At 60.4% G+C, this 24,777-nt stretch carries 25 protein-coding genes and 1 pseudogene; 15 read left to right on the top strand and 11 right to left on the bottom strand.

Going from position 1 to position 24,777, the window contains the following annotated elements:
• Positions 1 to 101 precede the first annotated feature (101 nt).
• The gene (gene dpsA / locus HYG82_RS21645; RefSeq protein WP_179259230.1) at positions 102 to 647 is read left to right on the top strand and encodes a DNA starvation/stationary phase protection protein DpsA; all 546 of its coding nucleotides are present in this window, start codon (positions 102 to 104) and stop codon (positions 645 to 647) included.
• A 155-nt stretch (positions 648 to 802) separates the two neighbouring features.
• Here dpsA and HYG82_RS21640 read toward each other — a convergent pair whose 3' ends face one another.
• Entirely contained in the window at positions 803 to 970 is a 168-nt protein-coding gene (locus HYG82_RS21640) for a hypothetical protein (protein WP_179259229.1), read from the bottom strand.
• A 415-nt stretch (positions 971 to 1,385) separates the two neighbouring features.
• Between HYG82_RS21640 and HYG82_RS21635 the strand changes: the two genes are divergently transcribed.
• Together HYG82_RS21635 and HYG82_RS21630 are read left to right on the top strand one after the other, a co-directional pair.
• On the top strand, positions 1,386 to 1,709 hold the full coding sequence (locus HYG82_RS21635; RefSeq protein ID WP_179259228.1) for a hypothetical protein: 324 nt from the start codon (positions 1,386 to 1,388) through the stop codon (positions 1,707 to 1,709).
• A gap of 82 nt (positions 1,710 to 1,791) precedes the next feature.
• Entirely contained in the window at positions 1,792 to 2,289 is a 498-nt protein-coding gene (locus HYG82_RS21630) for a macro domain-containing protein (RefSeq protein WP_179259227.1), read from the top strand.
• 477 nt (positions 2,290 to 2,766) lie between these two features.
• Here the strand turns inward: HYG82_RS21630 and HYG82_RS21625 are convergent, their stop codons facing one another.
• Together HYG82_RS21625 and HYG82_RS21620 are read right to left on the bottom strand one after the other, a co-directional pair.
• Entirely contained in the window at positions 2,767 to 4,131 is a 1,365-nt protein-coding gene (locus HYG82_RS21625) for a hypothetical protein (protein ID WP_179259226.1), read from the bottom strand.
• Between the two features lie 125 nt (positions 4,132 to 4,256).
• The gene (locus tag HYG82_RS21620) at positions 4,257 to 5,111 is read right to left on the bottom strand and encodes a 3-hydroxyacyl-CoA dehydrogenase family protein (protein WP_179259225.1); all 855 of its coding nucleotides are present in this window, start codon (positions 5,109 to 5,111) and stop codon (positions 4,257 to 4,259) included.
• A gap of 155 nt (positions 5,112 to 5,266) precedes the next feature.
• Here HYG82_RS21620 and HYG82_RS21615 point away from each other — a divergent pair, with 155 nt between their 5' ends.
• From HYG82_RS21615 to HYG82_RS21605, 3 genes are all read left to right on the top strand, one after another.
• Entirely contained in the window at positions 5,267 to 6,004 is a 738-nt protein-coding gene (locus HYG82_RS21615) for a hypothetical protein (RefSeq protein ID WP_179259224.1), read from the top strand.
• A 247-nt stretch (positions 6,005 to 6,251) separates the two neighbouring features.
• On the top strand, positions 6,252 to 7,046 hold the full coding sequence (locus HYG82_RS21610) for a class I fructose-bisphosphate aldolase (protein WP_179259223.1): 795 nt from the start codon (positions 6,252 to 6,254) through the stop codon (positions 7,044 to 7,046).
• A 2-nt stretch (positions 7,047 to 7,048) separates the two neighbouring features.
• Positions 7,049 to 7,918, top strand: a complete 870-nt coding sequence (locus HYG82_RS21605; RefSeq protein WP_179259222.1) for a class 1 fructose-bisphosphatase — start codon at positions 7,049 to 7,051, stop codon at positions 7,916 to 7,918.
• A gap of 34 nt (positions 7,919 to 7,952) precedes the next feature.
• On the opposite strand, the gene HYG82_RS21600 is transcribed toward HYG82_RS21605, so the two are convergent.
• Both HYG82_RS21600 and HYG82_RS21595 read right to left on the bottom strand, forming a co-directional pair.
• Positions 7,953 to 8,195: a DUF8119 family protein gene (locus HYG82_RS21600; protein WP_179259221.1), complete on the bottom strand. Its 243-nt coding sequence runs from the start codon at positions 8,193 to 8,195 to the stop codon at positions 7,953 to 7,955.
• Positions 8,196 to 8,248: 53 nt separating this feature from the next.
• Positions 8,249 to 9,466 (bottom strand): hypothetical protein, encoded by a 1,218-nt coding sequence (locus HYG82_RS21595; protein ID WP_179264292.1) that lies wholly within the window; start codon positions 9,464 to 9,466, stop codon positions 8,249 to 8,251.
• A gap of 645 nt (positions 9,467 to 10,111) precedes the next feature.
• Between HYG82_RS21595 and HYG82_RS21590 the strand changes: the two genes are divergently transcribed.
• The 3 genes from HYG82_RS21590 (at position 10,112) to HYG82_RS21580 (ending at position 12,638) form a co-directional block, all read left to right on the top strand.
• Positions 10,112 to 11,917 (top strand): acyl-CoA carboxylase subunit beta, encoded by a 1,806-nt coding sequence (locus HYG82_RS21590; protein ID WP_179259220.1) that lies wholly within the window; start codon positions 10,112 to 10,114, stop codon positions 11,915 to 11,917.
• Between the two features lie 24 nt (positions 11,918 to 11,941).
• Positions 11,942 to 12,181, top strand: coding sequence for a hypothetical protein (locus tag HYG82_RS21585; RefSeq protein ID WP_179259219.1), 240 nt, complete (start codon positions 11,942 to 11,944; stop codon positions 12,179 to 12,181).
• A gap of 106 nt (positions 12,182 to 12,287) precedes the next feature.
• Positions 12,288 to 12,638, top strand: coding sequence for a DUF5658 family protein (locus HYG82_RS21580; protein ID WP_179259218.1), 351 nt, complete (start codon positions 12,288 to 12,290; stop codon positions 12,636 to 12,638).
• Between the two features lie 41 nt (positions 12,639 to 12,679).
• Here HYG82_RS21580 and HYG82_RS21575 read toward each other — a convergent pair whose 3' ends face one another.
• The 4 genes and pseudogenes from HYG82_RS21575 to HYG82_RS21565 all read right to left on the bottom strand — a co-directional run bounded on the left by HYG82_RS21575 (position 12,680) and on the right by HYG82_RS21565 (position 14,048).
• Positions 12,680 to 12,988, bottom strand: coding sequence for a PH domain-containing protein (locus HYG82_RS21575; protein ID WP_235217781.1), 309 nt, complete (start codon positions 12,986 to 12,988; stop codon positions 12,680 to 12,682).
• 228 nt (positions 12,989 to 13,216) lie between these two features.
• The gene (locus HYG82_RS44430) at positions 13,217 to 13,417 is read right to left on the bottom strand and encodes a hypothetical protein (protein ID WP_343233085.1); all 201 of its coding nucleotides are present in this window, start codon (positions 13,415 to 13,417) and stop codon (positions 13,217 to 13,219) included.
• A 25-nt stretch (positions 13,418 to 13,442) separates the two neighbouring features.
• Positions 13,443 to 13,511 (bottom strand): annotated as a pseudogene (locus HYG82_RS44425) (PH domain-containing protein); the annotation flags it as partial.
• 69 nt (positions 13,512 to 13,580) lie between these two features.
• Positions 13,581 to 14,048 (bottom strand): MaoC family dehydratase, encoded by a 468-nt coding sequence (locus HYG82_RS21565; RefSeq protein WP_179259217.1) that lies wholly within the window; start codon positions 14,046 to 14,048, stop codon positions 13,581 to 13,583.
• A 586-nt stretch (positions 14,049 to 14,634) separates the two neighbouring features.
• On the opposite strand from HYG82_RS21565, the gene HYG82_RS21560 reads away from it, so the two are divergent.
• From HYG82_RS21560 to HYG82_RS21545, 4 genes are all read left to right on the top strand, one after another.
• Positions 14,635 to 15,051 carry an erythromycin esterase family protein gene (locus HYG82_RS21560; RefSeq protein WP_179259216.1) on the top strand — a complete coding sequence of 139 codons (417 nt, stop codon included), beginning with the start codon at positions 14,635 to 14,637 and terminating at the stop codon, positions 15,049 to 15,051.
• A gap of 184 nt (positions 15,052 to 15,235) precedes the next feature.
• Positions 15,236 to 16,090 carry an HpcH/HpaI aldolase/citrate lyase family protein gene (locus tag HYG82_RS21555; RefSeq protein WP_179259215.1) on the top strand — a complete coding sequence of 285 codons (855 nt, stop codon included), beginning with the start codon at positions 15,236 to 15,238 and terminating at the stop codon, positions 16,088 to 16,090.
• 307 nt (positions 16,091 to 16,397) lie between these two features.
• Entirely contained in the window at positions 16,398 to 17,654 is a 1,257-nt protein-coding gene (locus tag HYG82_RS21550) for a Glu/Leu/Phe/Val family dehydrogenase (RefSeq protein WP_179259214.1), read from the top strand.
• Positions 17,655 to 17,799: 145 nt separating this feature from the next.
• Positions 17,800 to 18,543 carry a DUF6517 family protein gene (locus HYG82_RS21545; protein ID WP_179259213.1) on the top strand — a complete coding sequence of 248 codons (744 nt, stop codon included), beginning with the start codon at positions 17,800 to 17,802 and terminating at the stop codon, positions 18,541 to 18,543.
• A 78-nt stretch (positions 18,544 to 18,621) separates the two neighbouring features.
• On the opposite strand, the gene HYG82_RS21540 is transcribed toward HYG82_RS21545, so the two are convergent.
• Together HYG82_RS21540 and HYG82_RS21535 are read right to left on the bottom strand one after the other, a co-directional pair.
• Entirely contained in the window at positions 18,622 to 19,764 is a 1,143-nt protein-coding gene (locus HYG82_RS21540) for an acyl-CoA dehydrogenase family protein (RefSeq protein WP_179259212.1), read from the bottom strand.
• Positions 19,765 to 19,830: 66 nt separating this feature from the next.
• Positions 19,831 to 20,982 (bottom strand): efflux RND transporter permease subunit, encoded by a 1,152-nt coding sequence (locus tag HYG82_RS21535; RefSeq protein WP_179259211.1) that lies wholly within the window; start codon positions 20,980 to 20,982, stop codon positions 19,831 to 19,833.
• Between the two features lie 181 nt (positions 20,983 to 21,163).
• Between HYG82_RS21535 and HYG82_RS21530 the strand changes: the two genes are divergently transcribed.
• Together HYG82_RS21530 and HYG82_RS21525 are read left to right on the top strand one after the other, a co-directional pair.
• Positions 21,164 to 21,973, top strand: a complete 810-nt coding sequence (locus tag HYG82_RS21530; RefSeq protein ID WP_179259210.1) for an RIO1 family regulatory kinase/ATPase domain-containing protein — start codon at positions 21,164 to 21,166, stop codon at positions 21,971 to 21,973.
• A gap of 1,084 nt (positions 21,974 to 23,057) precedes the next feature.
• On the top strand, positions 23,058 to 24,638 hold the full coding sequence (locus HYG82_RS21525) for an aldehyde dehydrogenase family protein (protein ID WP_179259209.1): 1,581 nt from the start codon (positions 23,058 to 23,060) through the stop codon (positions 24,636 to 24,638).
• The last annotated feature ends 139 nt before the right edge of the window (positions 24,639 to 24,777 follow it).

The raw sequence follows: 24,777 nt of genomic DNA, 5'->3' as shown, positions 1-24,777 counted from the left end.
GACATTTGATGCGTGATTCAAAAAGATAGGTTCCTGAATACCAAAGAAAAATTTCCTACTGGGCAAGGTTTAAGTGTGAGGCGGGTGTACTCCGAGTTAGGATGAGCACTCAAAAGACCGTCCGCCAACAGGCTGGTACCGTCGAGGAGAACGCACTCCGCCTCGAACAGGATAAGGCCGAACAGATCATCGAGGCACTGAACACCGAACTGGCGAACTCTTACGTCCTCTATCACCAGTTGAAAAAGCACCACTGGGTCGTCGAGGGTGCGGAGTTCCTGCCACTCCACGAATTCCTCGAAGAGGCATACGAACACGTCGAGGAAGGTGCGGATGTCATCGCCGAACGCGCCCAGGCACTGGGTGGCGTTCCCGTTTCCGGCCCGGCGAACCAGGAAGAACGCGCAACCGTCGAGTTCGAGGGCGAAGACGTCTACGACGTCCGAACGATGTTCGAAAACGACCTCGAGATGTACGGCGACATAATCGAATCGATGCGAGACAGCATCGAACTCGCGGAAAACCTCGGCGATCACGCGACCGCAGAAATACTGCGCGAAATCCTCGTTACGATCGAAGAAGACGGTCACCACTTCGAACACTACCTCGAAGACGACACGCTGGTCCTTGAGGAAGCGACGCACTGAACAACCGCTCTCGGTCGACTCCGAAACGCGCGGGAAGGTACTGGCGTCGACGACTACCGACACGCGGCGACGGTTTTTCGCAGAATTACTCCATCACGTATTCGACTCGAATGACCGGCTAACTGATCGAGCGAGCGGTTGGAGTACCGGTCGAATCAGGGCTCGAGATCGACGGTCAGGTCCGTCGCGATCCAGCCGTCGGTGTTGTTTCGCTCGGTGAAAACCATCTTTCCGGGGCGGGTTTCGTGGCTCGTCACGTCCATCGTCGGCACTTCGGTTTCGTCGTCGAAATCGGGTTCCTCCCTGCGGGCAGGTGCGTCCATCAGGTGGAGTTAGGCGAGCCTAAATCTAAAAAGGTTTTGGTCGACCTAAGATCGCGAGAACGGGTCGTCCGAACGTCAATTCCGTCGGTCGCCCCACAACGATTCCGGCCGGGTGAAAAACGATCCAGTCGCTGGCTTCGCTATCGTCCGTTCGTCTCACCGTCGTCTCGCGAGGGTTCTCTGTGACACCTCCTCGCCATTTGCGGCGGATTTGTCCCCTCGAAGGAAGAGATGAATCGATGACGATCGACGTACCTCCCGCTCGCGAATTCGCAGCCAGCGAACCTTCGCTGGACGCAGCAGTGCGAACGGTGAGTATATCGCTTTACCGACGGCTCGATTACGGTCGCGTTTCGTGAGGACGCGCCACGCGAGGATAGCATTATTTTTCCGGGCCCACCGACACGACTGGTGTATGAGTTCGCGCGAGAACAAGTCACAGGGTGTAACAGGGCACCAACGGGGACGGAAACTGATCGCTCGGCTGGTCGACGTCGGTAGTGAGCACGTCGAATCGCTGAGCTGGCACCTCGGAAACCGAGTGACGGTCGAAGCGGACGCGGAGCGACGCTTCGAACTCGCACATCGACACTCGAGGCGAACGGTGACCGCCTTCGAAGTGACCGACTACACCTGCGTTTTGCGACTTCGAACCCCGATCGGCCGCGAGAAGTTTTACGGCGTCGCCAACGCCGACGTCTCGAGCCGATTCGACGACGAGTGGGTGCGTACCTGCTGACTCTCCGCCGGAGCCACCGCCAGTGCGAACCCGACGAACCGACACGATCAGTTTCATCTGGCTCGATTGAGAAGATTCGTCCATGGAGTGCACCATCGTTCAGGGCGACATTGCAGAGCAGTCCGCCGATGCGCTCGTCAACGCCGCCGGGACGAGTCTCCGAATGGGGTCGGGCGTCGCTGGCGCACTCCGTCGCGGTGCCGGCGAGGCGATAAACGAGGACGCGATGGACGCGGGACCGATCGATCTCGGTGCAGTCGCAGTCACCGACGCCTACGACCTCGAGGCCGAGTACGTCATCCACGCTGCCGCGATGCCCCACTACGGCGACGGGCAAGCGACTGCGGAGAGCATCCGGGATGCCACCCGGAACGCCCTCGAGCGAGCCGACGAACTCGGGTGTCGATCGATCGTCGTCCCGGCGCTCGGCTGTGGCGTCGCCGGCTTCGACCTCGTTGATGGCGCCGAAATCATCGCCGAAGAGATCGACGCGTACGACCCGGATGCCCTCGAAGACGTTCGGCTGATCGCCTACAGCGACGCAGAGTACGACGCGATGCGGACGGCAGCGGGAGAGTAAACGGTCGACGCGAACCCAAACAGAGAGAGCTGATCAGTCCCTCTCGAACACCGGAGGGAGACACCGCCGCGTCCACCGCGAGTGGAGACCCCGAATCCACGTCGCAAAACACACTTCTATATAGTACCCTGAAATGCTCTTAGCAGCGCTCAAGTAGTCTTCCCGTTCCATACGGACAGTATATGACCGTGTTACAGGACCGCCCGACGACCGTCGCAATCTGTGAGAAGTGTGGTTCGCCGGGTGCCGCACGAAAACTGGAGGACGGAACGCTCCTGCTCATCGGGTCCGGGAAGCGATGCCCCTGCGGCTGTGACCGGCTTCGCCCGTTCTGCTGAAAAGTATGGGCAGCCGTCGTCCGACTAGCACTCCTGACCGATCCCGCTCGAGTCCAGAGGCGCCACCACGTTCAATCCGGAGCCCCGTTCTCGAGATTGATCGTGTTCACGGTGAGGTCCGGTCGGTGCCGGCGACGACTCACTTGCGGCTGGTACCCAGTTGTCGCCCCAGGAGCGCCAGCGGAGTGCCGAACAGAGCGACGACGGCGATCCAGGGGAGAAAGAGGAGTACCCCGATCGCGACGTTCCAGACATGCGCGGTCGTCATCGGATAGACGAGCGCGATGCCGGCGCTAGGCACGAGGGCGATGACACCGAGGAGACCGATCGGCGTCCGCCCGCGTTCGAACGCGAAGCCGATCGGGAGACAGAGTCCGGTGGCAAACCCGAACACCAGTGGCAGCGGATACACCACCGGACCGGCGAGCAGGCGGGTGTATCCAGCGGCGGCGATCGTTGCGATGACCACGAGTCCGACGAGGCCCCGCATTTCGAGTCGATCGCCGATACGGGAGACCGTTACACCGATCAGCGCGTATCCGAATCCGAGAGACGACAGAACGACGGCACCCGGACTCAGCGCGCTGCCCGTCCTCACCGCCCCGAAAAGGAGCAACACGATCGCGCCGATGGCGCCGACGGCGACGATCGATTCCTCGAGCGAGCGAGAACCGAGAGGAGCGTCCTGAAGACCGAGGCGGGCGGCTGTCTCGTCGACGACGGTTCGCGCGAAACTCGTCCGATCACCGATCGATCCCCTGCCTACGAACGCGCCGACCAAACCGATCATCACGCCGGGCACGATCCCGATGGAAACGGCCCGGACAAGTACCCCCGGACCGACCGCAAGTCCGATCGTCGCGTACCCGTTTGCGGTGTCGAACACACCGCCGGTGCCGTAGGTGAGGTACAGCTGCTCGCCGAAGTCATCTCCGCCGCTGCGTTCATTTTCGCCCGTCCACGTCGCGGTGTTGTCGTCGACTTCCGCGCCTGGGATTCGGTTCGTGACGACCGTTCCGTCGGGCGTGTGAATCGTCACCCGCTCGGCTACACGCTCGTAGTGCGTCCGCGACGTCCCGGTTGCGAAGTAGTCCACTACCCAGGTGTCGCCGACCCCTCGACGGGCGAGGCCGTTGACGGTGTAGTTCACGACGACGACGTTACGATCGAGCGACGACTCGACCGCACGGACGTCGCCGGCGGCGGCGTGATACCGACCCCAGGCGCCGTCGACCGCGGCCTCGAGTGCGGTCGCGTTTTCACGGTATCGTTCGGCGGCTCCAGGGGTTACCGGGATTCGCGCACTCCACCGCGAGTCACCGGTCTCGTCGACGTAAACGTCGAGCGTTCCGTGCCCCGTCGCCCCCTCGAGGGCGGCATCGTCACCGATTCCCGGGCCACACACGCCACAGACTTGCGACGGTGGGGGAGCGCCCGCGACGACGGCAACGCCAGCCAATCCGACGACGGAACAACAGAGGACGGCGAGTACGAGGGGGCGCATCGTTACGGACCATTAGTATAACACACCAAATAAGTGACCCCGAGCCAGAACGGTTTCCGGGAGTCGAACCGCCTCCGGTGGCATCGTTGGATGGAGCAGTCCGATCGGTGCCACCGGAAAGGGAATCACTCGTAGTCGTAAAATCCCGCGCCGGTCTTCTTCCCGAGGTCGCCGGCCTCGACTTTCCGCTTGAGGAGATACGCCGGCTTGTAGCGGTCGCCCAGTTCCTCGTAGAGCGTTTCGGTCGCGTGGAGACAGACGTCGAGGCCGATGTGGTCGGCCAGGGTCAGCGGTCCCATCGGAACGTTCGTACCGAGTTCCATGCCGGCGTCGATGTCAGCCTTCGAAGCGATGCCTTCGTCGAAGGCTCGAATGCCTTCGTTGATCCAGGGCATCAGGATACGGTTGGTGACGAAGCCCGGCTTGTCGTCGGATTCCCAGGTCGTCTTCTCGAGATCCTCGGCGATGTCGTGGGCCAGTTCGATCGCTTCGTCCGTCGTTTTCTCGCCGACGACGATCTCGACGCCCTCCATGATCGGCACCGGATTCATGAAGTGCAAGCCGATCACGCGCTCGGGTCGCTCGAGGTCGCCCGCGATCGAGGTGATCGAGAGCGTACTCGTATTCGATGCGAGCAGGACGTCATCATCGCAGACGCGCTCGAGATCCGCGAACACCTCTCGTTTGACCTCCAGCTCCTCGAGTGCGGCCTCGACCACGAGGTCACACTCCGCGAGGTCGTCGAGTATCGTCGTTCCCTCGATCCGCTCACGGATCGTCGCGGGATCCTCGTCGAGACCGTCACGATTGGCCAGTCGCTCGAGGCTATCGTCGATAGTATCGAAGCCGTTCTCGACGTACTCAGTTTCCATGTCGCGCATTACGACGTCGTAGCCGTTGGTAGCGGCGACCTGTGCGATTCCACTTCCCATCGTTCCCGCGCCGACGACGCCGATTCGATCGATCTGATCTCGAACCATACAGGCGGTACTTTCGTCGCTGCCGTAAGCATGCTGGTACGTCCGAGGTGACCGGTCATCACCGGTGACGCGCTGAGTCGCACTGTAGTCCGATCGACGCCCGAGGACAACTTTCAAGTCTAGAGAGTGTGAGATATGGACGACCGGTGAATCGCGTGAGCAAGAATAACCCCGTCCGCGACACGGAATCCGGACCAGAACGCGATACCGACGTCAGCGACGACATCGTCGACATCGGTATCGCCGTCGATATCAGCGCCGCCGACGACACGTCCGCAACCGCAGCGGACGTAGAACTCGAATTAGCGGACGGCGAGCTGCTCGGGACGGGTGACGCGAACTGCGGATTCGACGATCCGACGGACCGGAAGACCGACGCGACGATGGATCCAGACGAACGAGCAGCACTCGAGGCGGTCGATATCGATCCCGAAACCGTCGTGGAAAAGGAGTACTCCTATCGGCTGTTGCTGGACGACGGCGTCGAGGAATCGATCGCCGACACCCTCCGCCGACGGTACTCGCTGCCGTGGTCGTTCGAATCGAACGGCGACCTCGATCGGCGCTCGAGCGAAGTGCGTGGACTCGGCGACGCAGAACGCGAGTGGATCGCCAGCAGCGAAGACGAGGACTGGCAAGCGTTCGAGTACGATCACGCCGACCCAGTTCCAGCCGTTCGTGAGCGTCCGTCGGAACGGCCGTACCCGAGACCAACGCCGATCACGGCGGTAACGGGTGTCGGTCCCGACGATGCTGACAGGCTAGCCGAAGCAGGCATCCGGTCCGCAGAGCGACTGGCGACGATCGACGCGATGTCCGTCGCGACCCTTCTCGATATCGACGTGTTGCACGTCCGAACGTGGCGACACAACGCTCGCGAACTGCTCAGTTGATCCCGACCCGGGTTCCTGCCCAGCTGCAGGTTCCGAATCGAACCCTGTTTCTTTCGCACTCGAACTCTCCTCCGAACCCGTCTTTTCCTCTTCTCTCACCACAGTCGGTATTCCCCGTGAATTCGAATTGCGTCGCGAAATTTCTCCTCGATAGTCATACATTATCGGACGGCTTACTACTCTTGTACGTAATATCGATAATCAGGACCATCAAAGATTTATAGCGGCCTGTTGGACCGTCTAACAGATGATTCCGATCGACGACTCTCCGATCGTTCGCGACGGCAAGTCACTGATTCTCGCGATGGACCACGGACTCGAGCACGGCCCTGTGGACTTCGAAGACGTTCCGGAAAAACTGGACCCGTCGACGGTTTTCGAGACGGCGACCCACGACGCCGTTACTGCGATGGCGGTCCAGAAGGGGATCGCAGAAGGGTATTATCCGAGCTACGAGGACGACGTCAATCTGCTGATGAAGCTAAACGGGACGTCGAACCTCTGGATGGGGGAACCGGACTCGGCGGTCAACTGTTCGATCGAGTACGCCGTCGACGTCGGGGCCGACGCCGTCGGATTTACCGTCTACGGCGGATCGAACCACGAAATCGAGATGGTCGAAGAGTTCCGCGACGCCCACGAACGAGCCCGCGAGTACGACCTTCCGGTCGTCATGTGGTCGTATCCGCGCGGACAGGGCCTGAAAAACGACACCAAACCCGGCACGATCTCCTACGCCACCCGTCTCGCACTCGAACTCGGCGCCGACATCGCGAAGGTCAAATACCCCGGTAACAAGAACGCGATGAGCCACGCGGTCACCTGTGCCGGGGACATGAAAGTCGTCATGAGCGGCGGCTCCAAGACGTCTGACTACGAGTTCCTCTCGCAAGTAGAAGCGGTCATCGACGCCGGTGCGAGCGGGCTCGCGGTCGGGCGCAACGTCTGGCAGCGTGAAGATCCCACTCGAATCCTCGACGCCCTCGAGCAGGTCATCTACGAGGAAGAAACCGCTGACGCCGCACTCGAGGCGACCGAATAGGAATGACGATCAAAGACCCAGTCGTCGAGGACGTCGTCGCGACGATCAGTCGTTCGGCGACCGAGATCCGGCAGGGATTGATCGGCCGACGCGGGACGATCGACGAAGAAAACCCGAGCGGCGAGACCCAGGCCGAGGCCGACGTCTGGGCCGACGGGTTGCTAGCGGATCGGATCGCCGAACTCGACGGCGTCGGCCAGTACGCTAGCGAGGAACGAACCGACGTCATCGACTGCGGCGACGATCCCGCCGAGTCGGACGCCTATGCGATCGCAGTCGATCCGCTCGATGGCTCGTCGAACCTCAAGTCCAACAACACGATGGGGACGATTTTCGGGGTTTACGACGCCGCACTGCCTGCTCGCGGCGAGACCCTCATCGCCGCGGGCTACGTCCTCTACGGACCGATCACGACGATGGTGATCGCGACCGACGAAACGGTCGCGGAGTACGAACTCTCCGGCGGCGAGCGGGCCATCGTCGACAGCGACGTGACTCTCCCCGGGGAGCCGGTCGTCTACGGCTTCGGCGGCCGCGTTCCCGACTGGACGGACGACTTCCGCGAGTACGCCCGAGAAATCGAACACGAACTCAAACTTCGGTACGGCGGCGCACTGATCGGTGACGTCAATCAGGTCCTCACCTACGGCGGCACCTTCGGCTATCCGGCACTCGAATCCCGCCCAGTCGGAAAGCTCCGGCTCCAGTTCGAGGGGAACCCGATCGGCTACGTCGTCGAACGAGCCGGCGGTCGTTCCTCGAACGGCGAACGATCGCTGCTCGCCGTCGAACCCGAGGACCTCCACGACCGCACCCCGGTCCACGTCGGCAACGCCGCCCTGATCGACCGACTCGAGAAGGCGCTCGAGTAAGCAATCAGCCCGACGTCAATTTCTGCGGTCCGCGTCAGCGAACCCAGGCTGCCGTGACGGAGACGTAGACTCCGATACCGGCCACGAGTAAGGCATAAAACGTCCAGCCCGGCCATGCGGTCTCGAGGAACAGAAGCGTCAGGAAAAGCACCCACAACGAAATAACGAGCAGATCGACGAGAAGACGAAGGCTCCCGTTTATGAGTGTCGCGATCGCACTACGGTCGTCGTCACGGTCATGTTCGGATTGTGATTGCCGGGCAGTATCGTTGCTCATGCGAAATCGATCGAAACAGATGTTCGAGTTCGGTTCGTGTCGGCCGTTGGTTCTCAGAAGTGATACCCGTGCGTTTCGGTCAGTCGATACGCGCCGACGCCCCAGACGTAGCTCTGTCCGGGCCACCACGTGCGGGCGTTGTTGAAGCCCGCTACGAGAACGTCGTGGGTCTCGCCGTTGGGATCCCGGTGATAGCTCACGGAGCCGCTATCGCCGTCGGTCAGGTCCATTTCGCCACCCCAACGGAGTTGGCCGCGCCGACAGAAGCTATCGGTAAAGCAAGTAACCGCGTCAACACCTTGGACCTTCCCGGTCGTGTGACCGCTCAGGGCGCCGACTTTCTCGAGTTCCTCGCCGCGAGCGACGAGATCGGCGAGACCGAGTTTAGTGAACTGGCCGCGCACGCGCGGCTTCGACGGTGCGTCGATCAAACTAGCGGGTTCGATCCAACTCTCGGGCTCTACGACAGCGACGTCTTCGGTTGGATGGTAGTGGGCGACACTCCCCAACTCGACGGCATCGTCGTCCTGGCGTGGGAGAACCAGAGACCGACCGAGCGGATCGTGACTCTCCGTCTCCCCGAACGCGTGTTCAGCGGTAACAAAGAACGTTCGTTCGCCGTCTGGGTCGTAAAGTGCCGGCCCGAGCGTTGCGAGGCTTGTATTGGTCTCACAGGCGACGCCACTGGGGACATGTCCGTTCGTAATAGTGTTCGCGAACCGCGGTTCACTGTATCCACCGTGATTGTGGATGTCGTCTATTTCGATGATCGTTTTCACGTCGATATCGATTCCTTCAGCGACTTCGGAGAGCATCTCGCCGACCGAGTGACCTTCACTCGAGACGCCGATCGAGACGGTGGCGGTCTTGCTTTCGTAATCGCCGGGAATAACCGCGCTACCGAGATAGCCGGTAAAGGCAACGCGGGCCAGTCGTCTGTTCACCTCGAAGGCTTTCTTGACGGCTGCATACCATTCGGCGGGTACGTACTTGGTCCGCTCTCGTATCGACCAGGGATCGTCGGGGTTCTCCCTGGCGAGGGCCGTGACGATGGGGACGTCACCGTCCTCAGCCGCGAGAAAATCGTCGACTCCTAGCAATTTCGCCATTCCGATAGCGTAGCCGCCGCTGACGAGGGTCCGGAGGAATTCTCGTCGGTCCATTCCTCCATCTATCCGGTCGCGAAGTGTCGTCAGCCGGTGGACGACTCTCTCCGTGTGTGACAGGCCGGCCGGCGTCGACCCACGATATCGGTAATCGGGCGCTGCTATCCCCGTTCTGTCACCGCATTTGTACACGGACACTGGATCGATAACCGTCGGAATGAACGCCAAAAATGATGAAAGGAATTCTGCCTGCAACTGCCGATGGTTCCGCTCGCGTTACTCTCATGCGAATTTATCAGTACTGGCGTTTTTGACTGCCGATAGAGGTACTGAAAGAAGCGACGGCGATCACGCTCGAGAATCGCTCTCGGTATAATGACTGCACGACTGAACGCAAGCGTTCGTATCATCCCGCCATTCAGTACAGTTCGTCTCCGTGTTGGTGACCACGGAGACGGAATGCGATCACGAGTGGTTCGCGCCGCGGCCGCGACACGCATCCTCCTCATCCCTCGCGGTGAACGGAAACGATCAGTGGCGATCGACCTGGTGCGAACCAGCCTCCTCTCTTCCCTCTCCCCTTTCCGTTCGTCATCTCCGTTATAGTAGTCGGTAAACGTCATTGCACAGTCCGATCGCAAATTCGCGGCCAGCGAGCGCTCGCTGGCCACAGCAGTGCGAGCGGTGGGTACATCGTTTCACCGACTACTATAGCCTCGCATCCGACCATCGTCAGCCGGTTCTATCGCAACGTTTCGAGCGAACGCATATGGGGAAAACGGTATCCGGTCGCCCCACACAGAAAATAGCATGCAAATTCGCATCGCAGCTGGTGCCACCGACGATGAAACTGCGGCGATCGCGACCGCCCTCGCTGCCTACGTCGGGGAGACAGTCGAGGTGTTCGTCGGCGACGAGACGAACCCGACGACAGTTTACGACAGTGAACCGTCATCTGAGAGTTCGGTCGAGAACGAAGCAAACGCGAGCGAAAAATCCGTCGAACGCACGAGCGCCGACGAACTGGGGCCGACCGAGCGCGAACGGAAACTGAAAGACGAAATCGCCGACATTCTCGACGGTGGTCCCCAGAAGTACAAGGACCAGCTTGCCGACGAAGGAAAACTGTTCGTCCGCGACCGACTCGAGCTATGGTTCTCCGGCCCGGACAGTGAGCTGTGCTTCGAGGACGGGACGTTTGCGGCGTTCGACGACTGGCACCCGCGAGGGACGGCAGACGACGAGTCTAGCGGCGAGGGTGACCGCCTTCCCGCGGACGGCCTCATCACGGCTGCAGCGACGTTTGAGGGCCGCGACGTTCACGTAATGGCCAACGATTACACCGTCAAGCGAGGGAGTATGGCCGCCAAAGGCGTCGAAAAATTCCTGCGGATGCAACAGCGCGCCCTGAAGACAGGAAAGCCCGTGTTCTATCTGATGGATTCCTCGGGCGGCCGGATCGACCAGCAGACGGGATTTTTCGCTAACCGGGAAGGTATCGGGAAGTACTACTACAACCATTCGATGCTCTCCGGCCGGGTTCCCCAGATATGCGTCCTCTATGGGCCGTGTATCGCCGGCGCGGCCTACACGCCGGTCTTCGCCGATTTTACCATCATGGTCGAAGAGATGTCCGCGATGGCGATCGCGTCCCCGCGGATGGTGCAAATGGTCACCGGCGAGGATATCGACTTGCAGGAACTCGGTGGACCGACAGTCCACGCACGCGAGTCTGGGTCGGCTGATCTCGTTGCGACCGACGAGGAACACGCCCGCGACCTCGTGGCTCGACTGATCGCCTACCTTCCCGACAACGCCGACGAAAAACCACCGACCCGCGAGCCGAAACAGCCGGCGAAGCCCCCCGCCGAGATTGACGCGGTAATTCCCCAGGAGCCAAACCGCGGATACGACGTCACGGACGTGATCGATCGGCTCGTCGATCAGGGATCTCTTCTCGAGTTACGACCGGATTACGGTGCCGAAATCGTTACCGCTTACGCCCGAATCGACGGTCGGCCGATCGGCATCGTCGCCAATCAACCGGCTCATCGTGCCGGGGCGATATTCCCCGACGCGGCCGAAAAGGCCGCGGAGTTCATCTGGAAATCTGATGCGTTTAATATTCCCTTACTATACCTCTGTGACACCCCCGGGTTCATGGCCGGCGCGCAGGTAGAGAAAGATGGTATCTTAGAGCAGGGCAAGAAGATGATCTACGCCACATCTTCAGCCACAGTCCCGAAGCAGACGGTCGTTCTTCGCAAGGCCTACGGAGCGGGTATCTACGCGATGGGCGGTCCCGCCTACGATCCGGAAAGCGTCATCGGCCTTCCCTCGGGAGAGATCGCCATAATGGGGCCTGAAGCGGCAATCAATGCCGTTTACGCCCGCAAGCTCGCTGATATCGACGACCCCGAAGAACGCGAGCGGATGGAACGGGAACTTCGCGAGGAGTACCGCGAGGACATCGATATCCACCGAATGGCGAGCGAGGTCGTCATCGACGAACTCGTTCCACCGAGCGCGCTCCGCGAGGAACTGGCAGCCCGATTCGACTTCTACGCCGACGTCGAGAAGTCGCGGCCGGCGAAGAAACACGGCACTATTCTCTAGCGGACGACGGCCCGCGACGGGACGATGGCCCGCGACGGGACGACAGGCCGCGACGGGACGACAGGCCGCGACGGGACGATGGCCCGCGACGGGACGACAGGCCGCGACGGGACGACAGGCCGCGACGGGACGACAGGCCGCGACGGGACGATGGCCCGCGACGGGACGACAGGCCGCTTTCGTCCTCAACGCAGTGATACGTGTCCGACTGTTGTCCACACGTTCGATGGCGACCGACGAGTTCGAGCAGTTACGTCCTCTTAACGGATTCGTATCGGCAACTATGGTTCTCATAACAATACCCCGTGGCCTGAAAACAGCATCCGCTCCCGGTGGCACGAGACTCCGGTTCGACCCCGGCGGGGAGCCTATGAGTTCCGAGGGTGCGTCGGTGTATCACCGATTGCCAGGCGACGTCACGCCCGTCGATCTGGAGCGACTGCTCTGGGCGGTCGTGGTACTTGCGCTGGTCGCCGATATCGTAACGACGTTCATCGGCCTCGAGCTCGGGCTCTCCGAGTCGAACCCGGCCGCCCGTGGGATCATCGAAGGGTACGGAGTCGTCGGAATGCTGGTACTGAAAGCGTTCGCGATCACCGTTGGACTGGTTTGTCGGCCCCTCCTCGAACAGAAATATCGGTCAATCGTTCCTGCCGGTCTCGCCGTTCCGTGGTTGGCCGCCGCGATTCTGAACGTCTATACGATTTCTGCGGTGATTTGAGCCGCACGCATCGAGAGAGATGGCTCACAGACACGAGCCGCTTAGAAATCGCACTCCAGAACGCGTCGCCACTCCTGAAGTTCGGCGAGGATCGCGTCCCACTGGTCGCGCGAGCCCGGAACCTCGGCCCCGGTCAGACGCTTGCGTTCGGCCTCGAGTCGTGCTCGAATCCCCGTCGGCTCCTCGACGTTCCAGAACGCGATCTCGGTGCCGCTCGCGGTTTCGATCGTAACGGTGCCGTAGCCGACGAGTCGACCGAGCGGATGCTGCTCGACCGTCGTATTTTGAATTCGCTCGAGCGCCACGGTCCGGACGGTAACGCCGAGAACGCCGTTGCGGGCCGCGGCCACCGCGTTCGTACCGACGAACGCCGTCCGCGAGACGCGAGCATACTGCCACGGCGCGGGTGCGACGACGAGGGAAATCCCAGTGGCTGCGATTATAGGGTCGAGTTCGAACGCAACAGCGGCTAGTATGCATACCGTTCCAACGACGGCGAGGCCGATCCACGGAAGTACAGTCTGGATTCGCGACCCGCCATGCCAGCGGACCCGCTCGCCACCGATTCGGACCCAGCGTCAGATCGATCGGCAGTCGTCTGCCCCTGTTTCCCGGAGGTGACCCGTGCCGTCTTCCACGGCGGCCCAGATCGCCCGCAACTCCTCGAGAATCGCCACGAGAACCTCCTCGCTCGAGCGGTCGTCCGGAGATTCGCCTCGCTTTCGATCGATTCGCCTCGCTGAGTCGCCGCTGGACCGCCTTCGGGTCCGAAACCGCATCAAAGGACATCTCGACGCCAGATCCCCCCGCGGTACTGCCGTCGACGCTGCCGTAACCGAAGTGGGTTCCGAGTGCGCTCTGGCTGTGCGAGATATCCTGTACGTTCCCGTGTTCGATCCGCTTTATGTCCCGCGAGAGATCGCCGGTCTCCTCATCACGCGATCAATCCCCGCCTTCTGTGGCGTGTTCGCGTTTCAGCGAGAGAACCGTTCGATCGAACTCGCAGACGAGATCGTCGTTCTGGTTGAACGCTTCGACGTGCATGCTGACGATTCCGCGCTCGCCGTCGCTGGTTTCGCGCTTGTCCGTGACCGTCGATCTGGCTCGAATCGTGTCGCCGTGGAAGACCGGATGAGGGTGTTCGACGCTATCGTAGGAGAGGTTCGCAACGATCGTCCCGTCGGTCGTTTCCGGGATCGAGACGCCGACAGCCAACGACATCGTGTAAAGGCCGTTGACGAGTCGCTCGTCGAACTCGGTGTCGCCAGCAAATTCCCGGTCGAGATGCAGGGGTTGCTGGTTCATCGTCATGTCACAGAAGCGCTGATTATCGCTCTCAGAGATGGTCCGCCGGCGCTCGTGATCGATCGTCTCGCCGACGGTGAATTCCTCATAGTACAAGCCAGTCATAGGGCAGAAATCGTACAGTGACCACAAAAACGCGTCGCTCGATCGAGCGTGAGCGGTCCGAACACACCCTATCGAGACGACGGTTCGAGCCCGATCCGTCGGGTTGGCGGAACCAATTCGTCGCAAGTCCGACCGACGCACGCAAGAGGGGTCGGCACTGCTTCGCGCGAGATATCTGCGTGGGTGACGTACGTGACCCCACATCGATTCGAATCGGCAGACACTCCCACGGCGATTCGAATCGGCAGACACTCCCACGGCGATTCGAATCGGCAGACACTCCCACATCGATTCGAATCGGCAGACACTCCCACGGCGATTCGAATCGGCAGACACTCCCACGGCGATTCGAATCGGCAGACACTCCCACATCGATTCGAATTGGCAGACACTGATCCAACACGGGTGGCCGAGGCGGTCGTCGAGCGCACGACCCCTATCGAGGAGGGATTCGCCGATCTCGTGATCGGCATCGGCGATGCTGACGTGGTCCTCCCGGGCGAGGCCTCCCGCAGTACGTCGGAGTACTACCGAATACGGGCGCGGTTGACGGTACTACCGAATACGGGCGCGGTTGACGGCTCGTTTGCTCGAGGAGGACGATTTCTCGTTCGTCGCCGTCGTCAGCTTCGGTTCATTTCGCGAAACCGTTATCGCTGGCGACGAATGGGGTACAAAGATGGAGCGGATGCTGGTTCCCGAGGCATCGGCGGGCAGCTACGAGGACGTCTTCCACCGAACCGGACTCGAAAACGAAATTATCGAGTTCGATCGGAGAGTCGGCGTAGCAGATCGCTCAGAACAGGATTCCATCGCCGATCCTCGCGGCCATCGCGCGATCGGGATCGTCTACGGTCCAACGTACGAGGGTAGCAACTACGTATGGACGGTGGTACCGGATCGATACGATGGGTTCGTCTCCGTCGACGAAAGCGAAGCGCTCCATCCGTTCGGCAAGGAAAGGAGCGAAACCCCGCCAGAAACGTATCCCTGTGGCGTCTGATCTCGTTTGAGGTCGATCGTCTACGGTCGTCGACCTCGCGGTTATGATTCCGAGTTCGGATTCGGAATACGTAGAATCACCCCGATTCCTTTCCAATTGATCGATTTTTGCGCACCTGAACGACGCGACGAATCGATCACATGAAAACGCCTACGACTTTGGTGCTGGACTCGAATCTCCCCGTATGGCCCGAAGAAGCATGTTATTCACTCCCGGGGACCGACCGGAAATGTGTCGCAAAGCACACGAATCAGGGGCCGATGTAATCATTTTCGATCTCGAGGATGCCGTTTCGCCCGGACGAAAAGGGGAAGCCAGGGAAGCCGTTCGTGACGTACTCTCTGACCCCGACTTCGATCCCGACTGCGAAGTTTGCGTTCGAATCAACGCGACTGAACCAGACCTAGCTGACGACCTCGAGGCCCTGCTGACCAACGGCACTACTAGCGGTCTCGATTCCGTACTGCTCCCGAAAGTCGGGTCGCCTGAGGACGTTCGCGACCTCGAGACTCGACTCGAGACCCGTGGCGAATCGCTACCGATTCTTGCGCTCCTCGAGAGTGCCGCCGGCATCCTCGCAGCGCCGGAAATCGCTGCAATCTCGGCGACCGACGCACTGGTGTTCGGAGCCGAGGATCTGGCGGCCGACATCGGTGCGAGCCGAACCACCGAGGGAACCGAGGTGCTCTATGCTCGAGAACGCGTCGTCCTCGCGGCAGCGGCGAACGACTGTCCGGCGATCGATACGATCGTCTCCGATTTCGAGGACGAAGCCGCACTCCGAGAGGACACTGAGTTCGCGATCCAGTTGGGCTACGACGGGAAACTCGCTATCCACCCCACGCAGGTCGAGCCGATAAACGAAGCGTTTACACCGTCGGCCGAGGAGCGCGAGTGGGCCGAACGCGTTCTCGAAGCGAAGCGAGAAGCCGAGGCTGAAGACCGAGGCGTCTTCGCCGTCGACGGAGAGATGATCGATGCGCCGCTGATCGCCCGCGCCAGGCGAATCCGATCACGTGCTACTGCAGCAACAGAGTAGCTACCCCGATACCCAAATTGCTCACACACGTTTCAGTGCGTTATTGCCGGGAAAAAGACGGGCTGTCGTTTTCTGATCCCTTCCGAAAGATACCTGATATCTCAGCAGGCGACAATAGTTAACTCGACAAAGAGTAATACTTCCATCTGGGGTTAGAAGTGGTATCGGGACCACAAACGATTAACTAGCGGAAGGAACGTCGATGCAAGTTAATTATATAATCATATTCAGATACCTTATATTGTATTTAATGGACTATGGGAGGCATTCGTCACGTTTATTTCGGTTTCCTCAGAATCAACTGACAATGTCTGACGAAGCTAACCCGTTCGAAAGCCTTCAGTCGCAGATCGACGACGCTGCGGCGTACCTCGACATCGGTGACGACGTGATCGAGCGACTCAAATACCCCGAGCGCATCCTCGAGACGAACCTCACGATCGAACGCGACGACGGCGATCTAGAGCGTTTCAAAGCGTTCCGTTCGCAGTTCAACGGCGATCGCGGGCCGTATAAGGGCGGTATCCGCTACCACCCGCAGGTATCGCGCGACGAGGTCAGGGCACTGTCCGGTTGGATGACCTACAAGACCGCCATCGTCGACATCCCGCTCGGCGGCGGTAAAGGCGGCATCGTCATCGATCCCAATGACTACTCCGAAGCGGAGCTCGAACGACTGACCCGCGCGTTCGCACGCGAAATTCGACCGATGATCGGCGAAGATCAGGACGTCCCCGCACCCGACGTGAATACGGGTCAACGGGAGATGAACTGGATCAAAGACACCTACGAGACCCTCGAGAATACGACCGAGCCGGGCGTCATCACAGGGAAAGCGCTGGACTCCGGTGGCAGCGAAGGTCGCGTCGAGGCGACCGGCCGCTCGACCGTTCTCGCCGCGCGCGAAGCCTTCGACTACCTCGACAAGGACCTCGAGGGGGCGACGGTCGCCGTGCAAGGCTACGGCAACGCGGGCTGGATCGCTGCGAAACTGATCGACGAAATGGGCGCGACCGTCGTCGCCGCAAGCGACTCGAGCGGCGGCATCTATAACGCAGACGGCTTCGATCCGGTGGCGGCGAAAGACCACAAGAACGAGACGGGCAGCGTCGTCGGATATGCGGAAAGCGAGGAAGAGATCACCAACGAAGACGTTCTCACCCTCGACGTCGACTTGCTGATTCCCGCCGCACTCGAGAACGCGATCGACGCGGACCTCGCCGAAGACGTCACGGCGGACGTCATTTCCGAGGCCGCAAACGGTCCCCTGACCCCCGAGGCTGACGAAGTACTCGAGGAGAAGGACGTTTTCGTTATCCCAGACATCCTGGCTAATGCCGGCGGCGTCACCGTCTCGTACTTCGAGTGGGTGCAAAACCGCCAGCGCTTTTACTGGTCCGAAGAGCGCGTCAACGAGGAACTCGAGACCCACATCGTCGACGGTTTCGACGCCCTAGTCGAGAGCCTCGAAGAACACGACATCGAAAACCCCCGCACTGCTGCGTACGTCGTCGCGATGCAGCGGGTCGCCGACGCCTTCGCTGAAGCCGGCAGTTGGCCCTGATCGGCAGGGGATAAACGATCTTTGAACTCAGGCGAGCGGATCGCAGCCCCAATTTTAAATAATCTTACAAAGGAGATCAGATTTGGTTGACAGACAATCGCCGTTCCAACAAACACTTATTATTTGAACCCCCAAATGAAGGGAGATGAATCGACGAAGCGCTCTGGCAGGACTCGGGGCTGTCGGCCTCGCCGGCCTTTCCGGCTGCCTGGGATTGATCGGGATGGACAGCCACGAATCCTCGCCGGCGGGCGTCGAGGCAACAACTCGTAACGAGACGGGGTACGAACAGACCGCTGTGAAGGAACTCAGCGTCGAGAAGGACGCTCCCGGCGGCCCCATCACTGGGAAGATATCCGTTGGGAACTATATGACCAAACACGAGAAAGCCGTAGACATTCCCCTCGTCGGACGGCAACGTGGCGCCGTCTTCAACGTTCTCACGACGCCAAAAGTCACGCTCCTCGGTAAACAGTTCAACCCGGTCGAAGATATGACAACCAAGGAACTGATCGGGCTGGTCGAAAACAACTACAACGGAATCGATAACATATCACACGATGGGGATTCCGACGTCACGATCCTCGATCAATCGACGACCCAATCGCAGTTTACTGCGGATGCGAAGTTCGACGGTCAAAGCGTCACGGTCAACTTCCACATCACCAAAGCCGTCGAGGCTGCCGGCGACCTGCTTGTGACAATCGGCGTCTACCCAGAGCAACTCCAAAGCCAGGAAAAACCGAACGTGACAGCGCTCGCTGAAGCGGTGAGTAGCGACGTCGACAAAAACGCCTCGAGCAACGGGTCCAGTGACGGTGGCGATGAGGGCGACAGTGATTCCGGAAGCACGGACGGCAACGAGAGTGACGACGGCGTTCTAAACTAGCTGCTCTCGCGGTCCCGTAGCGGTATCGACCGTTCGAATTCGAAATTCTCTCTCGAGGGCGAGTCCACCCGAAAGCGCTCAGAGACCGAGCTCTCGGCCGATGACGAGATGCTGAATCTCGCTCGTTCCTTCGCCGATTTCCATGAGTTTCGCGTCGCGATAGAACCGCTGCGGGGCAAAATCAGTTGTGTACCCGTACCCACCGAGCACCTGTACGGCGTCTTCTGCGACCTCGCGGGCGGCCTCGCTGGCGTCGAGTTTCGCGAGTGCGGACTCCTTGGTCACGGGGTCGCCCCGATCGTATTTTCTGGCAGCCTGTCGAGTGAGCAATCGCGCTCGCTCAGTCTTGCGATACATGTCGACGATCATGTCTCGTACGGCATCGAACTCGCAGATCGGTTGGCCGAACTGCTCGCGCTCCTGGCTGTAGGTCTTTGCGTGTTCGTAGGCCCCCTGGGCGAGACCCGTCGATAGCGCAGCGATCGAGATGCGGCCGCCGTCGAGCGTCTTCTTGGTTTGGTTCCAGCCGTCACCTTCCTCGCCGAGTAAGCGATCCTCGGGTAGGCGTACGTTTTCGAGTGAGATTTCACAGGTTGGTGAGGCGTTCAGACCCATTTTCTCCCAGATGGTTGTCACCTCGAAGCCGTCGTCTTCGCGTGGGTCGACGATAAATGTCGAGATACCGTCGTATCCCGCGTCAGGATCAGTTACTGCCTTGACAAGAACTGATCCGGCTTCGGAGGCGTTCGTGATGAATTGCTTGGTTCCATTGAGCACCCACTCGTCACCGTCGTTTACCGCGCGTGTGTCCATATCGGATGCGTCGGAACCGCTTTCGGGTTCGGTCAGCGCCCAGCCGCCGACGTACTCACCCGCTGCGAGCGGGCGCAGCCATCGTTCTTTCTGGGCCGCCGTTCCAAACAGCTCGATCGGTTTCGATGCGAGCGACGTGTGTGCGACGTAGGACAGACCGATCGCTCCAGAGACCCGGCCGAGTTCCTCGGCGACTAACGCGTACATAAGCGTGTCACCGCCGAGTCCGCCGTATTCCTCGGAGATGGGGACACCCATTACGTCGAGACCGGCGAGTTGCTCGAATATCTCCTCGGGAAACCGATGCTCGTCTTCGATCTCCTGAGCGATCGGCTCGATTTCGGTCTCGCAGAAGTCCCTGACAGTCTCCCGAATCATTCGGTGTTCGTCTGGCAAATCGACAGCCATACGTGATACTCACATGCGTTCGAAATAAGCCCACTGCAGCGGATCGCTCGGTGAAGCGTGCGGCTATTACCAGCCGTCCTCTTCGTCTTCGCCAGTTTCGCCGTTCGGGCCGGTCGAGTCTTCCCGGTCGATTTCGTCGTTCAAACCGATCCGCTCGTCTTGCTCGTCGTCCGAGTCGCGATCGGTCGAACCGATATCATCGGATCGGTTTCGCCAGTTTGCAGACTCGGTGCGGACCGCCGAGCGTTGGTCCGGGATTAGATCGAGATCCGCGTCCGTATCGCCGAGGAGCAACAGCGCGTAGTACTGGAAGTACGTCACGATCGGTGCCATGACCACTCCAACCAGGAGCAATCCGAGCGCGACACCGATCAGGCCGACTGGGATCGACAGGATGACCCCGATCGGACCCAGCAGAAACACCAGAGTTGCGATGACGACGGCGAACGGAATCGCGAGAACAAGTCCGGCGATTCCGATGACGAACCAGGCGACGGCCCCGGTAACGAGACGCAATATCCAGACCAACAACAGGTAGATGCCGTACTCTGCCCAATTTGGCCGCGCGGTCGTCCAGAACCGTCGCCAGGCCGCAAGGACGCCCCGATCCTCGATCAGCATGACGGGCGCGACGAACGCCGTAGTAAACTGCATCGTAACGCCGTAGAGCAATCCGACGACGATGGCGTACGGAAGAAACGCCAAAATAGAGCCGACAGTGAGCGCCCCCAGTCCATCCATCGCAAAGAAGACGATGACCAGAACGGGCGCGCCGAGGAGGATCGCAAACAGGAGACCGAGTCCCAAACGAAAGAGGAACAGCCACAGCCCCCTCTGAAGATGGTCTCCGAAATAGCGTCTGATGTGGATTTCAGACGTGCGAAGCGATTCGAGGAAGACGAACGTCATGACCCCGCTGAGAAAGCCGTAGATAAGCCAAACAGCGACAAAGACTGCGAGAACGACGAGCCCCCAGAATAGAAGTTCGGATGTCGGGAAATCCTCCTCGAACGTTGGTGGCGCATCGCTTTGCCCCATCGGTGCGTCGGTAACCGATCCGGTCCCAGCGTTCCCGCCCGAAAACGCCGGTCCGCCGACCCCGAACGACGCCACGAACAGGACGATGAGGGCCAGTCTGAGCCATTTACCAGCGTCAATTGGGGTCAAGAATTCCCGCGACACGTCGATAGCATCACTCAAATTGTCTATCGCAATCATATCTTTTCAGTTGGGTTTTTAGCGTGATAGTAGTACTGCTCTGACGATTGCCGGTGTATGGTCCGGCTCTTTCACGCACTCACTCGATCGATAGCGGATGGCAACACCTTCTATACTGGTGACATATACTGATTGTAACGCTTCGGGACGCATTTAACGCCGCCGGCCCTGACTGGGACGTATGGACATCCGCCGGCTCGCACGTGGGTCCGTCGAGTGGAGCCGCATCGAGCGTGTCATCCGCACGCTGGCGGATCGGTACGACCGCGAAGAAGTTCGCGTGGAGTTTCTCGAGGCCGACAACTGGCTCTCGACACCGTGTGTCATCGACGACCGGTGGTTCGTCAAGATCGTCTCCCGGCAAAACGCGCTGGTCCACGCCGTCCTGACGACTGGGCGAAACGTCGGCGCGTTCTCCTCGGGCACCGAGGGCTTTTTCGACCGGTTCGATACCCCGCTCGAAATGGTCGAACACGAATACGACGCGACGGAACGAATGCGTGAAATAGGCGTCAATGCGCCGCAACCGATCGATGCCTTCGAGGTCAACGGACTGGGCGTCCTCGTCCTCGAGTACCTCCCGGCGTTCGAGTCTCTCGACGAGGTTTCCGATGAGGTGGTCACTACGCGGGCCCCGGAACTGTTCGAGATGCTCGCAACCCTGCACGAACACGGACTCGCCCACGGTGATCTGCGATCCGAGAACATCCTCCTCTGCGAGGACGAATTCTACTTCATCGACGCCACGAGCGTGCACGCGGATCGAGTCGACGAGACGACCGCGTACGATCTCGCGTGTGCGCTGGCCGTCCTCGAGCCGCGAATCGGTCCGCGAGACGCTGTCGATGCGGCTGCGACGGCCTACGATCCTTCAGCCCTCCTTTCGGCACGAGAGTTCCTCGATTTCGTTCGGCTTCGGCCCGATCACGAGTTCGACTCGACGACGCTTCGAAGCGAACTCGAAAAGGCGGCTGACCTGAACAAACAGTGACGCGGACGCGGATTCGAACCCCTGCCCAACCGGCCGGTGCAGGCACCAGCAGTTGTCGCCGTATGGCGCTGTGGCACACTCTCGAACGCGACGAACCGGCCGAAAACCCGGATGGCCGCAACGAGCAGCGAACGCCCGGGGCACAGCCGGGGGAGCTCCCGACAAGCCTCCCTGAAGCGAAGAGGGGCGGACGGGCCAGCCTCTCGAATCTTCGACGGCGGAGTTGACGGAGGCGAGCAGGGAACGGCCTTCGGATACCGAACAGGCTCCGTCGGAAGGTAACCAATCCCCTCCGGCAGAGCGTGGTGAAAAGGAAGCCCGCTATAGTAGTCGTTGAAACGATGTACCCATCGCTCGCTTTGCTGCGGCCAGCGAGGTGTGCAATGACTGTCACCGACTACTGTCACCGACTACTATAGGACGCACGGCGAGCGGGCGGAGTGCTCGAAGGAGAGGCGGCGGCCTCGAGGATCGAGAGATTCTTCGAACGCAAAGGGTACTCCCCAACTGTAACTATTAATCATAGTTCATTCAGCCATAATTACTTTTTACCTGTTACTCGGACCGTTTGACGATGCCGAGTGCCATAGCCGCTCTCGCTTTGCTACTGCTGAACGTTGGAATAATAGCTGCAGTCCTCGTGCTGTCGCCCACTCCGAGACGAACGGCGACACTGCCTTCGACTACCGATCAGTGCTTCATTTGCTCAACTGGCGACCTCGACACGACGATTAACGATTATCCAGTGTGTGCCGATTGCAAACGCGAACATTTCCGGACTGTGAATTGAGCGGACGGGACTGTGGGTCCAGCGGACGTCTTTCTCAGATCCGGTCGCGATCGGATCGCCGGATGGCGTGTGATATCGTTCCACCGGGTAGCGCGTCCCGTTTGCCTCACGTTTTCACCGACGTTTAGCCCTCAGAATCGACCGATACGATGGTATTTGAATATCTCTCGCACGTCTACGATCGAGCAAAATTGGTCGAAGATACGATACCGTTTCGGGGGTCGAACGCCACAGGCGTTTCGTGATATGCGAACCACCACCAGGATTTTCACCGTGCCCATCGTTCATTCTACTATGAGCCAGCAACTCACCGAACAGGTATACGGCCACTACATCCGCGGCGAGTGGACTGACGGCAGTGGGGACACCTTCGAGAGCGAGAACCCCGCCACCGGCGAGACGCTGGCGACATTCCAGCGCGGGACCGACGCGGACGTAGACGCTGCCCTCGAGGCGGCGGAATCGGCCTTCGAGGAGTGGCGCGACCTCTCGTACATCGACCGAGCGGAGTATCTGTGGGACATCTACCACGAGCTCCGGGATCGCCACGAGGAACTCGGAGAGATCGTCTCGATGGAGTGTGGCAAAGAAATTTCGGAGGGGAAAGCCGACGTGACCGAGGCCTGGCACATGGTCGAATGGGCCGCTGGAAACGCGCGCCATCCTCACGGCGACGTCGTTCCCTCGGAAGTCGCGGGCAAGGACTCCTCCATGCGGCGCAAACCGCGGGGCGTCGTCGGCTGCATAACTCCCTGGAACTTCCCGGTCGCGATTCCGTTCTGGCACATGGCTATCGCGCTGGTCGAGGGCAACACGGTCGTCTGGAAGCCCGCCGAACAGACTCCCTGGTGTGGAGAGATAATCGCCGAAATGATGCACGACGCCGGCGTGCCAGAGGGCGTCTTCAACATGGTGCAGGGCTTCGGCGACGCCGGCGCGGCCATCACCGACGACCCTCGAGTGGACACCGTCCTCTTTACCGGATCTGCAGAAGTCGGCCACGAAATCGCTGGTACGGTCGGCGGCGAACCCGGAAAGCTCGCAGCGTGCGAAATGGGCGGCAAGAACGGGATCGTTATCACCGAACACGCAGACCTGGACACCGCCGTTCACTCGGCGATCATGTCCTCGTTCAAGACCACCGGCCAACGGTGCGTCTCGAGCGAACGATTGATCGTCCACGAAGACGTCTACGAGGAGTTCAAAGAACGGTTTGTCGATATCGCCGAAAGTATCGCCGTCGGCGATCCCCTCGACGAAGACACGTTCATGGGGCCGGCTATCGAGGCCGACCACGTCGAAAAAATCCACCAGTACAACGAACTCGCTCGCGAGGAGGGTGCGACCGTGCTGGTCGACCGATTCGAACTCGCAGACGACGAGATACCGGACGATCAGGAGGAGGCGGCGGCGACCGCCGTCGATGGTGAGCGAGGCGGCAGCTTCGGGAACGGCCACTGGGTCGGCCCGTTCGTCTACGAAATCGACTACGATCCCGACCTGCGGTGTCTGAACGAGGAGTGTTTCGGTCCCCACGTCGCGTTGCTCGAGTACTCGGGCGATATCGAGGACGCGGTCGAAATCCACAACGACACTCCGTACGGACTGGCCGGCGCGATCATCTCCGAAGACTATCGCCAGATCAACTATTTCCGAGACCACGCCGAAGTGGGGCTCGCGTACGCGAACTTGCCGTGTATCGGCGCGGAGGTCCAGCTCCCCTTCGGCGGTGTCAAAAAATCCGGGAACGGCTATCCCAGTGCTCGAGAAGCCATCGAGGCCGTCACAGAACGAACAGCCTGGACGATCAACAACGCGGAGGATATCGAGATGGCTCAGGGGCTATCGTCCGACATCACCACCTCCGAAGAGTGATGGGTAACTGCCCCGACCATCGAATCGGCCACCGTCGTCGATGGTGATTGCGATGTGGCGATCGTCCGAACAGGGTGTACCCGTCCGGCGCTGTCTGCTGTGAGTACTGCCGGAATCACCCACCGCCGTCGGATCGCTC

It is taken from the genome of Natrinema halophilum, assembly GCF_013402815.2.
Lineage (GTDB): Archaea > Halobacteriota > Halobacteria > Halobacteriales > Natrialbaceae > Natrinema > Natrinema halophilum.
Note: the sequence above shows the minus strand (reverse complement) of the source record. Positions and strands in the feature narration are given on the sequence as shown.